This window comes from Treponema denticola (assembly GCF_024400535.1).
Classification (GTDB): domain Bacteria; phylum Spirochaetota; class Spirochaetia; order Treponematales; family Treponemataceae; genus Treponema_B; species Treponema_B denticola_C.
This window is the reverse complement of the sequence record NZ_CP038800.1, coordinates 1,051,721-1,067,080: the sequence shown is the minus strand read 5'-3', so window position 1 is coordinate 1,067,080 and position 15,360 is coordinate 1,051,721. Positions and strand designations below refer to the sequence as shown.

Annotated in this window: 10 protein-coding genes; 4 read left to right on the top strand and 6 right to left on the bottom strand. The window is 38.1% G+C overall.

Annotated features, from left to right (window positions below):
• Window positions 1–163: 163 nt before the first annotated feature.
• The 4 genes from E4N78_RS04815 to E4N78_RS04800 all read right to left on the bottom strand — a co-directional run bounded on the left by E4N78_RS04815 (window position 164) and on the right by E4N78_RS04800 (window position 2,833).
• The gene (locus E4N78_RS04815; protein ID WP_255811913.1) at window positions 164–649 is read right to left on the bottom strand and encodes a hypothetical protein; all 486 of its coding nucleotides are present in this window, start codon (window positions 647–649) and stop codon (window positions 164–166) included.
• Between the two features lie 31 nt (window positions 650–680).
• Window positions 681–1,274 (bottom strand): CbiM family transporter, encoded by a 594-nt coding sequence (locus E4N78_RS04810; RefSeq protein WP_255811912.1) that lies wholly within the window; start codon window positions 1,272–1,274, stop codon window positions 681–683.
• A gap of 72 nt (window positions 1,275–1,346) precedes the next feature.
• Window positions 1,347–2,132 (bottom strand): energy-coupling factor ABC transporter ATP-binding protein, encoded by a 786-nt coding sequence (locus E4N78_RS04805; protein ID WP_002675584.1) that lies wholly within the window; start codon window positions 2,130–2,132, stop codon window positions 1,347–1,349.
• Window positions 2,120–2,833 carry an energy-coupling factor transporter transmembrane component T family protein gene (locus tag E4N78_RS04800; RefSeq protein ID WP_255811911.1) on the bottom strand — a complete coding sequence of 238 codons (714 nt, stop codon included), beginning with the start codon at window positions 2,831–2,833 and terminating at the stop codon, window positions 2,120–2,122. The genes E4N78_RS04805 and E4N78_RS04800 overlap by 13 nt, the downstream gene beginning before the upstream one ends.
• Before the next feature lie 169 nt (window positions 2,834–3,002).
• Here E4N78_RS04800 and E4N78_RS04795 point away from each other — a divergent pair, with 169 nt between their 5' ends.
• The 4 genes from E4N78_RS04795 to E4N78_RS04780 are packed head-to-tail and all read left to right on the top strand — an operon-like array spanning window position 3,003 to window position 13,168.
• The gene (locus E4N78_RS04795; RefSeq protein WP_255811910.1) at window positions 3,003–4,889 is read left to right on the top strand and encodes an adenylate/guanylate cyclase domain-containing protein; all 1,887 of its coding nucleotides are present in this window, start codon (window positions 3,003–3,005) and stop codon (window positions 4,887–4,889) included.
• A complete protein-coding gene (locus E4N78_RS04790; protein WP_255811909.1) occupies window positions 4,855–7,644 on the top strand; it encodes a FecR domain-containing protein in 2,790 nt (929 codons plus the stop codon). The genes E4N78_RS04795 and E4N78_RS04790 overlap by 35 nt, the downstream gene beginning before the upstream one ends.
• Window positions 7,616–8,821, top strand: coding sequence for a hypothetical protein (locus tag E4N78_RS04785; protein WP_255811908.1), 1,206 nt, complete (start codon window positions 7,616–7,618; stop codon window positions 8,819–8,821). Before E4N78_RS04790 ends, E4N78_RS04785 begins: the two co-directional genes overlap by 29 nt.
• Before the next feature lie 21 nt (window positions 8,822–8,842).
• Complete coding sequence (locus E4N78_RS04780; protein WP_255811907.1) at window positions 8,843–13,168, top strand: hypothetical protein; 4,326 nt, start codon at window positions 8,843–8,845, stop codon at window positions 13,166–13,168.
• 437 nt (window positions 13,169–13,605) lie between these two features.
• On the opposite strand, the gene E4N78_RS04775 is transcribed toward E4N78_RS04780, so the two are convergent.
• A complete protein-coding gene (locus E4N78_RS04775) occupies window positions 13,606–14,394 on the bottom strand; it encodes an Rpn family recombination-promoting nuclease/putative transposase (RefSeq protein ID WP_255811906.1) in 789 nt (262 codons plus the stop codon).
• Window positions 14,395–14,511: 117 nt separating this feature from the next.
• On the bottom strand, window positions 14,512–15,357 hold the full coding sequence (locus tag E4N78_RS04770) for a cobyric acid synthase (RefSeq protein WP_255811905.1): 846 nt from the start codon (window positions 15,355–15,357) through the stop codon (window positions 14,512–14,514).
• Window positions 15,358–15,360 lie beyond the last annotated feature (3 nt).

Genomic DNA, 15,360 nt, shown 5'->3' with positions numbered 1-15,360 from the left:
TCATCGGTTGTCAATTATCAATATAAATTTATCAATATACATTATAAATTCTGCCGTTTCGTAATCAACACCCCCGACGCGAGCGTCGGGGTATTAAATCCTCCGCACGAATAAAATCAGAAACGGCAGTAAATATTGAGCAGCAATATTTTAGACACTTGTTTTAAGCTTTTTTATCTAAGACCTTTTTTTTAAATGTTCTAAATTCAAAAAAGAGAAAAATAATGGCACAGGTATTTAAAACGGTTAAAATTGCGGGGAGCTTACTGGGCCTCTTTGTTTTTCCGATTTTTTTAGATTTTGCGGAAGAATCGCCGGAAGCGGATTCGGTAGAGCCGCCTTCATTTGAGCTTTCTTCTTCGCTTGCTTCCCAATAGGCGACATGGCCTGCCCCATCCGAAGCTTCGGCCGACATTACTTTAAGAGAAGGATCAAAGCGGTAAAAGCCCTTATCGTCTACAACACCTTCTTGAATTACATCAAAGCCTCCATCGGAATAAAGAATTACCTTTGTTCCGGGGGTAAAGCCTCCGCCATCGTACTCAACCTGAAAAACTCCCGGTTCTACGAGGTCCAAAAACATTGCATGAGAAAAAGCTGCAAAGCTTACAACAAATAAAAACAATAATGTTAAAGCATATTTTTTCATAATTTTACCTTCTAAAAAATAATTGATTTTCCTATAAATTCCGTTTAAACCAATCGGGTCTCGCCTTCATCATAAGCTTGACAGCAAAGCCGGTAATTACAGCCTCGACCGCCATAACTACGGAGTGAGAAACAAAGATAGCTATAAATGTTTCTTTTGCAAAACTTCCACCCGTCATAAGAAGAACCGATAAAACCAAAACTACAAAGATAACAGACAAGGCTCCGACAACCATTCCCTTTAAAAGCACATTATCGCTTTTCCAATTATAAAAAATAATTGCCGATAATATTGAAGAAATAGAAAGCATCAGGGTGTTAGCTCCGAGGGTTGTAATCCCGCCGTGCTGAAATAAAAGAGCTTGCAGCAGCAGGGCGGGAAAAAATGCAAGGGGCGCCTTACGCCCGACAATAATTCCTATCAGTCCGCACATGAGCGGATGAACCGAGCTCGGCGGTATCGGAATCATAATCAACGAAATAGCAAAAAAAGTTCCCGCCATAAGACTTATTTTCGGGATATCCTCTTCTTTTGTTCCTTTGACGGCAAAGGCAATTCCTACAGCGCTTGCCGCATAACCTACGGCACAAACCGCCGTCGATAATCCTCCATCGGATATATGCATAAATTCCTCCTAAATCAAAGATAAACAGTGAGGCGGAATTTCTGCCGAACTGTTTATCAAGACTTCTTTTATTTATAATAAATTTAGGGCATCTTCAACAGAACGAGGTGCGGGATTTTTATGACCGAAAAGCCTTGCAAGTTTAGGCATAACTATACCTGCCCTTTGCAGCACTTCCGCATTATTAAAAATGCTTACGGCATCTCCTCCTGCAATCAACTCTCCCTCGTTCATCACATAAACATTATCGGCCCACTCATAACAAAAATCCTGATCATGGGTCGAAAAAATAATCGTCTTTCCTTCTTTGGAAAAATCGTCCAAGATAGCTTTAAAGGCAGCCTTTACCTTGCTATCAAGGCCCGAAAAAGGCTCATCGCATACGATGATTTCAGGCTCCATAACAAGGACACCGGCTATGGCACAAATCTTCTTTTGCCCCAAACTAAGCTGATAGGGCGAATAATCCTTTAGGTGCTCGATATTCAGTTTTTTTAAGATACGGTCAACGGCAGCTTCTATTTCTCCCCTGCCCATACCCAAATTCTTTAGCCCGAAGCCGATGTCCTCGTAAACGCTTGTCAAAAAAAGCTGATGGTCGGGATAATCGAAGAGGAAGCCCGATTTTTTTCTTACGGAATTTAAGGTCTTTTTAGAAACCTCTTCACCCAAAATATTCACCCTTCCCGTTTGAGGCAAAATTGTTCCGTTAAGATGATAAAGGAGGGTCGACTTTCCGGAACCGTTTAGACCGACTACGGCCGTCTTCTTTCCTTTTTCAAAATGAGCATTTATATTCTTGATTGCATTCCTTCCATCGGGATAAGTGTAGGATAAATTTTCTATTAAAACAGCCATGGAATCTCCATAAATCTTTCTATTATTGTGAGGCCTATAAAAAGCAAAGCAAAGAAGACAAGAAGGCCTATGTAAAAGGGCGAGGCAATTTTTTCGGGTTTAAATTTGGTTTCGGAGGTAAAACCCCGTGCTCTCATCGCATTATAAACCTTGTCGCCGTGATCCGCCGCCTTCAAAAAAAAGCCGCCTATCATTTCGCCGTAGGTTGAAACCTTTGAAAAGGTGCGGGCATTGTCAAAACAGCGGGCACTCATAGCCTTTGCAGTCTTGTCCAGATCCGTTCTTACCATAAAAAAGTATCTAAAGGTAAGAGAAATAATTTGATTTAAAAAATTGGGAAGGCCGAGCTTCATAACGCCTTCGACCAAGTAAAGGTAAGAATATTTTGAAGAAATAAAGGAAATCGTCATCATCGCACACATTAGCCGCAGGATGAGCTTTGCAGAAAAATATCTTTGTTCTATCGGAACATTGTAAAGGCCCCTTATTACGAAGGGAAGCAAAATCATTATCACAAAGGGCAAAACGCCCAGAACCGATTTGAGGTTTTTAATCCTTTCAGGCGAAAAAATCAAAATCACGGAAATAACTATAAAAACCCAGACTATCAAAATTTCTATGTGCTTAACGCTCGAAAGATAGAACAAAAAAAAGAAAAGAATATATAAAGTTATGTGAGGTGCTTTTTTTAAGCTTTCCATAATCGTATAACCTGACTTGAGTCCTTATTTTATAGCACTTTTAGAGGAGAAAGACAAGGGGGGGGATTAAAAACAAAAATTTGTAGTCTTGAAAGAACCTTTAAATTATGATAATATTACCGGATGATGCAAGAAAATTCACGGTTTTGATTGAGGGGTTATTTTATAGATGAGCAGACAAACTAAGGTAAGATTTTCGATAGGAGTAAAACTGGTTACCATTATATCTATTTTGATAATTTTATCATTGGGAGGTATTACAGCCCTTGTTACATGGTTTGGAAGACAAGATGTAGAGCTTACTTCTGAAGAAAATAACCGTACTGTAAATAAACAGGCGGCTTTTTCAGCAGAAAAAGACTTAACTGAAATAAGATCTAATGCCTTTTTACTTTTGGATCTGCTGAACAATAATGAAAGTTCAAGCTCGTTTCAAAATCAAGCCTCTGCCCTTTATTTTGAACGCAATCCGTATACTGCTGCCATATTGCTTACCGACTCCAAAAAGCAAGGAGGAATTGAAACTAAACTTTTAAGTTCAAACTTTTTTACGGTAAACGGTATTGATCCGGCTTTGATTGAAACATTCTTATCAGAGTCAAAAGATTTCATGATCCAAACGGAAAATGGAATAATCCAAATATTAAACGCCGCTCCCTTATTTGATATGCCCATGCTGGTTTTATTTTACCCCTATACCGAAAAAGGTTTAAATCAAGGCTTGATAGTCTTTTTTTCGGCAGAAAAACTTTCCGAAACTTTCGGTACAGGCACTATACAAACTACCTATCTTGTAAACAATAGAGGAGATATTCTCATTCATCCCGATTTTAATCTTGTAAAAAACGGGGTAAATGTAAGCAACTTTTCCTTATTTTCCCAAATGAGAGAAAATGGGGATATCAACAGACAGGTTCTTGTAAAAGATGAAGACGGAAAAGCATACTTCGGTTCCTATAACAGGCTCTCATTGGGAGATCTTGCAGTTCTTACAAGTGCACCGGCAGATATACTTTTGGAACCTGTAGAAAATACCACAAAAAGGAACATTTATTTAACTATAATTGTTTTATCCTTATCGGTCATCTTTGTCTGGTTTTTTTCAAAATCTATAAGTACTCCTGTAAAAAAATTAGCCATTGCTGCAACCGAAATAAAACAGGGAAACTATGAAATAGATTTACAAGCAAAAACAAAGGATGAGTTGGGACTTTTAACTACGAGTTTTGTCGAAATGGGTAAAGGTCTCGCAGAAAGAGAACGGCTTAAAGATTCTTTCGGCCGCTTTATAAACAAAGAAATAGCGGAGCTTGCAATGCGGGGCGAATTGGTTCTAGGAGGAGAGACAAAGGAAACAACTATTTTCTTTTCCGATATACGCTCATTTACGGCTATTTCCGAAAAGATGAAACCGTCAGAGGTTGTAGAATTCTTAAATGAGTACATGACCTTAATGGTCGATTGTGTAAATAAGACAAATGGAACCGTAGATAAATTTATAGGGGATGCAATTATGGCTGTTTGGGGAGCACCGGCATCTACAGGTAATTCTAAAGAAGATGCATTAAACTGTTTGCGCGCAGCCCTTAAGATGAGAGCCGCTCTGATATTTTTTAACCGCGGCAGAGGCGGAGAAAAAAAGCCTATCATAAGAATAGGATGCGGAATAAATTCCGGAGCAGTAGTTGCAGGACAAATCGGCTCACATGAAAGAATGGAATACACGGTCATAGGAGATGCGGTAAACATTGCCTCCCGTGTTGAGGCTTTAAATAAACCCATGGGAACCGATATTCTTATTACCGAATATACTTACAATTTGGTAAAAGAATATGTAGTTGTTGAAGAGATGCCGCCGGTTACAGTTAAGGGTAAATCAAAACCCCTACGTGTTTTCGCCTTAATAAATATGCCTAACGAAAAAGATATTCCCGGAGCAGGAATAAAAGGCCCTAAAAATTTAAGCCAAATCAGAAAGGTACTGGGAATCCCTACTCCTGATTTTTCAAAGGTGGATGTAAATGAAGACGAAAAAAAATACAAGATCCAATCCTAAATTAGATAATAGGATTGCAGACATACTGGTTGTTCTGTTTGCATTTTCCATAGCAGGAACGTCCCTATTTTTCTTTTTAAAAAATTTAAATAAAACTATTTCAAGAGATAATCCTTCTATAGCTATTGTAAGCTATAAATATAATAGAGTTCAAAGAAAATTTATTGACAGAGCAGTTTGGGATCGGCCTTCTCAATATGCTAATGTTTATAATGGAGATACAATACGGACGGCAGCGGATTCGGAAGCTGTAATTTATTTTACGGATAAAAGCATAATAAATGTGGGTGAAAACACAATGATTCAGATCTTTAAACCCAAAACAGAAGAAGCTGTTTCTTTGGAGATAAACAGCGGTAATGTTTCCGTTAAAACAGCAGATACTAAAATGGTTTTAAAGTCAGGACAGACTGCCGTTTCTATTGAAAAAGAATCCATTCTTCACAGTTCAAAATCTGAAGAAGCCTCTATAAAGCTGGCAGTAGAAAAAGGTGAAGCTTCTGTTTACAAGTCTGAAGATGTAAAAACGGAAAATGCCTCCGGCGAAACAAAAGAAGCTGTTTTGTCGTCAGGAGAAATATTTGCGGATCAGGCTGAGGCTTCAATTACAATGATAAGCCCTTCTCTTTTAAATAAAATTTTTAATTTTAATAAAGAAGGAGAACCTATTGAAGTAGGATTTAAGTGGCATAGCTCTTTCCCTGAATCGGAAGAAATTATTTTTGAGATGTCTCAGGGACAAAATTTTAATACCTTAACGGAAAAAATTCCGATACAAGGCATCAATGAACTAAGAAAAAAGATTTCAGCCGGCACCGTATATTGGAGGCTTTATGCCTCTTCAATGGGACCAAAAGACTCTTCAGCCGTAACCGGAAAACTAATAGTCATTGAAGCTCCGCCTCCCCTACTTATAGAGCCGGCTTTAGACGAGAAGTTTTTATATAACGATGATACACCTATAAGGTTTTCATGGAAGGGGAATCCTGCAGCGGCATCCTATCGTATAGAAATAGCGGACAACGCCGAACTAAAAAATCCTAAAATCAACCGGACAGTAAATACAAGCTCAATAAACATTTCCGGCCTTGAAGAAGGAAAATGGTATTGGAGGGTTATACCCGATTACTTTATCGATAAACCTGACTTTTTGCAAAGCTCCAATATAGGCAGCTTTGATATGGAAAAGAGAAAAAGCCGAGATATTATTGAGCTAAAAGTATCCCAATCTATCATCAAAATGGGCGAAGATAAAAAAGCCTCTTTTTCATGGAGCAGCATACCCGAAGCAAAAAAATACAGTCTTCGCGTATCTTCGGATGAAAACATGGATAATGTCGTCTTACAAAAGATATTAATCTCAAACTACTTTGAAATCAAAGATTTGGAAAAGGAACTAGCCTCTTCGGACTATTATTGGGATATAAGTGCGTTAGATAAAAATGATGAAACCTTGGCATTCAGCAAACCTCAAAAAATTAAAATTGGGGGTGATGATCTATTTGTCCGATCGGTTTTTCCGCCTGATGATTATATTATTACAGATACATACTGCATTGATACACACTTTACATGGAAAACCAATTCGGCAGGCGAACAATATTTTCAAGTTTCTTCATCTCCTGATTTTAAAAATATCAATCTAAATACAAAGGCTCTTAATTCAGGCATAGGAGGTATAGCCTTAGACAGAGGAGAGTGGTTCTGGAGGGTCTTAATCAATACGGGAAAAGAAGAATTAAAAACCGAAATTAAAAAACTAAATATAGTACCCCCTCTTCCTAAACCTGAGTTTGTAGGCTTACAAGATAAGATAATTATTCTACCCTCAGAAAAAAATAAATTCAGATGGAAAAAGGTTCCTGAGGCGGATTTTTATCAAGTCAGAATTACACCTAAAGGATTAAATCAAAAACCTATATATGAAAATTTATATGTTACAGATACTGAAATCGAATTAGACATGAAATCGATTTTAGACGGAACATACATAATCAGTGTTCAAGGGTTTGCTGCCTTGACTGAAAAATCAGGCCGCAGATACGGTTATACGGCTGATCATGAAACGGCTTTAATGCATTTAAAACCGATTGAACTTATATATCCTAAAAATAATTCAAATATCAAAGGAATAGATGCGGTTTTACAAACTACTGTTTTAAAGTGGGATTCTGTTGAAGATCCCGAAGAATCGGAGCTGACTCTTATTAAAGCAGGGCAAAAACAAACTATACTTTCAATAAAAAATCCTGATAAAGAGATTCAACTGCCGCCTCTAGGTGCCGGCAAATATAGCTGGAGGATAAAAGCAAAAACCTCAAAAGGGTTCGATATTTCAAGCAAAAACGGATCATCATTTACCGTATTACCCATTCCTAAATTGCCGGCGCCCGATATTATTTCGCCTGCGAAAAATCAAAATTTAGATGTCTCTTTCTTTAAAAATAATAGAAGCATTAAATTTATTTGGAAAAGAGTACCTGATGCAGCTTATTATATCGTGCGCATATACAATTCCTCAAAAACCGTTTACAGAGACACTATAACTCAAACCAATTCAGGAAATATTATATTTGATTTTGATAAATTGAATTTATTATCAAGAGATATGTTTTATATTGAAGTAAAAGCACAACGAAAATTTAAGGATGGCATAATTCAAGACGGAAATAAATCTACTTTAAAATTTAAAATAGATTTACCCCAAGCTCAAAAACTTGAAACAGATGAAACAGGTATTATGTATGGAAAATAAAAAATATTTTATCGTAATTATATTATTTTATGCAGTTTTATTTTTATATGCACAAGAAAATATAAATAGTGAAGATAAGGGCAAAAAAAGTTATTTTATAGAAGAAGGCAATCAGGGAGCATCTTTATATCAGCATTTATCATGGGAAGCAATAGACGACATATTAGGCTTTGAATTTATACTCGAAAAGCAAGATAAATCAGGCAACTGGGCACAAATCGATAAAAAAATTTTAAAAAAGAATTCAATCAATGTTTCTTTAAAGCCGGGAAAATACCGCTATAAGGTAGCTGTAATTAATCTTCTTAATCAGACGGAATTCGCAAGTAAATATAGAAATTTTGATGTACGAGTCGCCTATCAGCCTGAAGTTTTATCATTATCCGTCAATAAAATATACTTCGATGAGACGAATTCGGACTCGGTCATCGTCTTAGGTAATAATCTTTTTTCGGAAACAATATTTACTTTGAACAAAGATAAAGGATATTCAGTCCCATGTACCGTAATCGAAACGGATAACGACGGAAAAAAAATAAAACTTAAACTGGATTTTTCAAAGCTCACTCCCGGAACTTATACTTTTACAGCAACAGATCCGAGCGGTTTACACGATAGCTCCCAAAATATAAATTTTGCATTCCAAAAACCTCTCGACATATTTTTATCTTTAGGCTATACTTTTAGCGCCTTTATACAAAATAAAATATTATATCAATATTTTAAATCAAATATTTATCCTGCCGGAGGCTCTTTACGGTTTAGCATTGTACCTATAAAAAAAATTTACGGTCACATAGGTTTTAATCTTTCAGCTTCAAGCTTATTTTTAAAAAATCCTAAAGATGAAATTTATACATTAAAAGCCGGTTTTGTGCTGCCTCAATTTAACTTGGTATACATGTTTCCAATAATCAAGCATAGACTTAATTTTGATCTGCATTTGGGAGGAGGCGCAGCATTTTTAATACAAGCACAATTTAAGTACGCTGAATCCGGTATACAAAGTCCGGCATATTGGTTTTGGTGTCCATCCGTAAACGGAGGAACAGCTTTTCAAGTTTATCTTTATAAAAAATTATACCTTGAAATAAATTTAGATCACATAATTCTATTTAGAAAAGATTTTCCTAAATATATAATTCAGCCTTCCCTTTCTCTAGGCTGGGAATTTTAACCTATAGGAGAAATATAAATTATGAAAAAAATTTTACGCAAATTTTTGCCCTTATTGTTTTTAGTCAGTTTAACATCATGCAAGCAGCTTGTTGACAGCGTTGAAGAAACCTTTTCATATTGGACAGATAGTGCAAAGATAATCGGAATTGAAATTCCCTCCGGAGTTCCGGTTGACGGGGACGGCTTTTCCTCCTTGCCATCGGGTAAAGATACCCACATTTATTTTAATCTGCATAACTCTCAAAAATTTGAATTTTTAATGCCCAATGATCCGGACGCTCCGGCTGATATTATCATCTTTGATGAAAACGTAAAGGGTAAAAGCGGAGGAAGGCCTGAATTCGGGGAAGATTATTCTTTAGCTCAAAAAGCTTTCGATAAACTCGAGCTAACTTATACAAAAGAATTTTTACTTAAAAACGAACAGGGAAAAGCGGATCTAAATCCTAAAATAAACCTATATAATAAAAACGATAAAAGAAAATTCGATCAAAACTACTCTTATAAGCTAAGAGCCAATACGCCTCCCCCTCAGCCTCAGTGGTTTACTACAGGAAAAATACAACAGGGGACTGATTGGTATTATGTTTTAATCTTTAAATTTGAAGGGCTTGACCATTTAATTGATACTGAAAATTTACTTCATGGGGACATATCTGAGATTTACTTAACTGAAGAAGAAAGTCAAAAAGCCTCTATCCCGGTAAAATTAACAAAAGACGGCTTCGATGTGAGTGAGTCCATGGGACAAATCCTTTCTCCAACTGAAACAATTGCACCTCTTCAATCCCATGATGTATCAGGAGTAGACTTAAGCCTTTTTAAGGCTATTCCCGGTGCGGATGAGCGAAAATGGATGCTTTGTATCAAAACAAGGGTAAAAACCGGACAAGGTTCAAGGTACATACTTAAACTAAAGGACTCAAAATCTCTTTACTCCCCTGAAACTAAAGGTAAAACAGATTCGGCAAAACTTCCTGTTCCGCAAATTTCTTACGATTCCGGAATGAATACATTAACAAGCTCCGGAGTCTATACGGATAATGAAACTGCATTGAGCACCGGTACATCTACGAATCCGATTCACATATCTTCATGTTTGGGAAACACTGTTGTACTAAAAGCTCATAATACTGCTTATCCTTCTTCCGGTGTAACTATAGAGGCCGAGGTAAAACTGTCAGACTCTACTCCAGCTCCCTCAGGTTTTACAGGACCTAAAGGCAGCAGCCAACAAAGCGGAGGTATTACAAAGATATTACTGGACCCGATTCCGGGAGTGGATGAAATATACGAGGTTAAATTAAAGGCAAGCGGGCCGAATTATACCGACAGTGATGAAAAGACTTATTACTATAGAATAAAAAAGGAAGTACGCACCGGTGATAGTTCATGGCATATTCTTAAAAAGGCTGTAAACCTTGCTTCTTTCGGGGATACTATTTATATAAAAGGGCATATAATTTCAACGAGTGCAGCAAATAACTCGGGAGAAATTGAGGTAAAAGAAGACATAAATATCCAAGGCTTAAACGGAAAAGCCGGCGACATCATCGATGCTAATAAGGACGGTTCTAATAAACCCGGTACCCTTCATCGGATCTTCACGATAAAAATCGGAAAATCTTTGAACTTGACAGGCCTTACACTTCAAAACGGAAAAGTTGAAGGAAGTCCTCATGAGGCTACAGGCGGGGCTATAAAAGCCGGAAATGGCTCGGTTTTAACTCTTGACAATACGGATATAGCCGATTCTGAAGCCGGTATGGCAGGAGGAGCTATATCTTCAACCGGTAATATTGATATTAAGGGTAATTCTGTAATAAGAAACAATAGAACCATTTCTTCGAACGGTTTAGGCGGAGCTATCTATAACGGCGGAATTCTCAAAATATCCGGTTCTGCAAAAATCACTATTGACCCAACCAAAAACGATGTTTATCTTCCTGCAGAAAAGGTAATCACTGTTACAGGTGCACTAACTGAAACCTATGTCGCCAGAATAACGCCTGCAAACAATACATATACTCCCGGTAGACAGGTAGTAAAAGGCGAAAGCTATACCTTAACTGATGAGGATATATCTAAATTTAGTTTAACTCAGAAACCCGGGCAAACTTGGTCGCTTCAAAGGGTTTCCTCACTAAATGCTCTTGTACTAAAAAAAGAAATTACTGAAATTACGAGCTGGCAAGGACTTCAAGATGCCGTAAATGCAGCAAATTCCGGCGATACTATAACCGTAAAAAATACTCTTATAGCAGATACTACCACTTCAGAAATTTCAATAACTAAAAACCTTACAATCAAGGGTGAAAGTACTTCGGCTGTACTAAATGCAGATGAAAAGCATAGGATATTTAAGGTTTATAACGGAGCAAGTCTTAAGTTAAAAGATATAACTCTTAAAAAAGGAAAAGACTCTCCCGGGGCAGGAGTACATGTAACAGGAGCATCATTAGAACTTGAAAATGTAACTATAACTGAATGTAAAAATAATGCAAGTTTAGGAGAAGGCGGTGCAATTTATATAAGCAGCTCTTCTGATGGAAGATTATGGATAAAGGGTTCATCAAAGATTTTATCCAATACAGCAGAAAAAGGAGCCGGAATTTACATTCATACCAATTTAGGTGAAAACATAATTGAAGACTCTGCCGAAATAAGCGGTAATATTTGTCAAAGTAACGGTAAAGGAGGGGGTATATATCTTTATAAAGGAAGTCTTGTTTTACAGGGTAGTGCAAAAATATTAAATAATGAATCAAGTGTCGGTGCTGACGGAGGAGGAGGTGTTTATATTTCGGAACACGGAACTCTTACTGTAAAAAACTCTTGTATTATACAGGGAAATAAGGCAAAAAACTCTAACGGAAGCATTATTACAGGCAATGGCGGCGGTATATATAATTCAGGTAAACTCATAATGGAAGGCGGGGAAATAAAAGAGAATGAAGCAAAACTTGAAGGGGCAGTCTACAATAACGGAACTTTCAAAATATCCGGCGATGCAAAAATAGTTCCTTCTGCGGACCCCGATGAAAACAAACTAGGAAAAAACGATATTTATCTTCCTGCAGATAAGGTAATCACTGTTACAGGTTCACTAACTGAAACCTCTGTCGCCAGAATAAGCCCTGAAAACTATCCTTCGGTAGGTAATCCTACAATCACTGTCTTAACAGCCGCTCCCGGCGTTATACTTGCAGATCAAGTATCCAAATTCAAGGTTACCGATGATACTGATGGTAAAAAGTGGAAAATCAATGCTGCCGGAAAATTGGAGCTTGCAAACAAGACTATAACTGTTACATCTTGGAAAGAATTAAAAAAAGCCGTTAAAGAAGGCAAGTATAATACTATTCTTGTTAATAGTAATCTTACGGCCGCATACGGTACTGATGAAGAAAATTACGGCACAATAGAAATAACGAAGAATATGACTATTAAGGGAAATAATCCTTCCTCACGAAATATTATGGAGCTTAATCTTGATACCTTTACATTCAGCGGCATTAGTAAAAAACATAAAATATTTAAGATTAAAAACGATGCTGTAGTTAGATTAGAGAACCTTGAACTAAAAAACGGTTATTCAACAGATTCAGGCGGAGGCATAGAGATTCTAAGTGGAGGTGTTACCTTATCAGGAATAACTATAGACAATTGTACTGCTAAATCAAATGGAGGCGGTATTGTCGTTCTAGGAGGCTCTTTAAAGATTGAAAACGGCTCATTGATCCAAAATTGTAAAGCACTTAAAGACACAGGCAGCTCGACCACTGCTCATGGAGGCGGGATATTTGTAGGTAGCAGTGGCACTCTTGAACTTAGCGGGGTTAAAATATATAAAAATGAGGCAAAAAATTATGGAGGAGGAATTTATACTAAAGGAAATACAAAAATAGTTTCAGCTATAATAGATGAAAATTCTTCGACATTAAGAGGAGGCGGGATATATTTAGCAGGGGGAACATTAAATATGTCAGGCGGAGAAATTAAAAAAAATACAGCCGGACAAGGAGGCGGCTGTTATTTTGAAAACGGAACATTTAATATATCCGAAGTTGCCAAAATAACACCTTCAACCGACGGAGATGAGCATACACACGGTAGAAATGATGTTTATCTGTTCAATAATAAGACAATTAAAATTACAGGTACCTTAACTGCCGGTCAAAACCAAGCTGCAAGAATTACCGTGCCAGATGGTAATTATCTTAACACAACCACAGTTTTAACCGGTTCTACTGCTGAAAATGCAAATAAATTTAAAGTTACAAAGAAGGGGGCTCAAAACTGGTATGTGGATAATGATGGGAAATTAACAACTACTGCCCCCTAGCCCATAGAAACGAGGCAGTGTTCCATTAAAAATTCTATAATTTAACCGCAAAGATACAAAGGACGCAAAGAATTTTTCAATGGTGTTTTAATATGATCCTTAAATTTACCCTTTGCGTCCCTTGCGGCCTTGGCGGTGTATTTTCTTTTATTTAACCGCAAAGATTCAAAGAGCGCAAAGAAATTTTAACAGTGTTTGGGCTCTCCTGCATTATAGCGCAGCTGTGTCCTGCATTATAGTGCAGAGGTGTGCTGCATTATCCTGCGGGACTGTCCCGCATTACGCTGCGGGATGTACCCGCACTATGCTGGGGCACTGTACCCCATTACCGTGGTAGACTGCCTACCATTATGCTGGGGGAGTGCGCCCCATTATGTTGCGCCTGAATCAATTCTCCATTAACAATTCCGCACAGGACGTGCGGGGAATAAACCGAATTACAGTTTTTCAATTTCTTCGCGGGAAAGACCCGATATTGTGCAAATTTCGGCAAGCGGATAATTATGTGCACGCATCAGTCTTGCCGTTTCAAGGGCTTTTTGATGCGAGCCGTCGGAAAAGCCTTCGCTTCTGCCTTCTTCCCGGGCATCCATCTCGAATCCCGACATAAAGCGGTATTCTTGCCGTGCTTGTTCATTTTGTTTTACTGCTTGTATCATCGTTTCTATCCTCCCTGTGTATTCAGTGTTTGCCGTTCCTGTCTTGAGGTATTCTAAAAAGCCTTTTAGTTCTGCGTCTTCGGCTTTATTAAAGGCTTCCGCATTTATTATAATCTTTTTTGTGCCGTCTTGTAAGGGCGTTTCCTTGTCCTCAAGACAGATGTTTTCAAACGTGTAGAGGGGCTTGCCTTTTCCGACCGCGTCGAAGAGACACACAAAGATAATGTAGCAGTCGTTTAAGGCTTTGTAGTGAGCACCTTTGTCCAAGAATGCGATGTCGATTGCCGCCTGATAGTAGCGCATACGTTTTGGGATATTGTGCTCATTGCTTACCTGCATTTCAATGTCGTAGAATTTGCCCGTTTCGTCTTTTATGAGCAGATCGAGACGCACCGACTTTGCTTCAACGCCGGCCGCTACGGTGTTTTGCGGTGACAGGCAGGCAATTTTCCCGATTTTGCCGGCTAAGACCATTTCAAGGAATTCTTTGCAGATTGCTTCGTCCTGCATGACCTTGCAGAACATAAAATCGTCGGCTATGGTCAGGTCTTCAAAACGTTTTGTCATACTCCCTCCTTGACATACATTATACCACACTTAACGCAGTTTTGTAAGGGGAATTTAATTCAATTATAGTTATACTATTATTCCTGCATTATGAAAAAAGGAAAAATAAATTGAAAGCTATCTTTTAATACCTACGGTTTTACAGATAAAATCCATATCGCTGTTCTCTTCGATGAGGGCAGCGAGTTTATCCAGTTCTTTTTCGAGCTCGGCATCGCTTTGGGCTTGGGTATTGCATTTTTTATCGTCGTCTATGAGGCTGTCCTCATCGGCGAGTTCTAAGTGCATGTAGGGAATAGTTGCTATCACGGGAATCTTTACAAGGTCTTCAATCATCTTGATGCCGGGATCTAAGAGGCTCTTATCTCCGCGGAATTTATTTATAATCATGCCCTTAATTCTTTTCCTGTCTTTTCCGGGGAGGAGCATTACGGTTCCGTAGAGCTGGGCAAAGACGCCGCCCCTGTCGATGTCGGCAATCAATAGAACGGGAGCATCGGCCATCTCGGCCATGCCCATGTTGACAATGTCGTTTTGGTTTAGGTTTATTTCGGCAGGACTTCCTGCCCCCTCTATGACAACAATATCGTTTTCCTTTTCAAGTTTTTGAAAAGTTTCCAAAATCATAGGTTTACAGGTCTTTTTATATTCAAAATATTCCCTTGCCTTCATCTCCTTTTGTTCTTCCCCTAAGATTATAACCTTAGAGCCTACATCCGTTTTGGGTATGAGGAGAATCGGATTCATTTCGGGACGGGGTTCAATACCGGCAGCCCTCGCTTGAAGGGCTTGGGCACTGCTTATTTTTTTCCCGTCAGCTGTGGTAAAAAAAATCGAGGACATGTTTTGAGATTTAAAAGGAATAACTTTTAAGCCCTTCTTTTTAAAGATTCTGCAAAGGCCTGTACAAAAAAGGGACTTGCCCGCAGAGGAGGTAGTCCCTTGAATCATTATGCTTGCCATCAG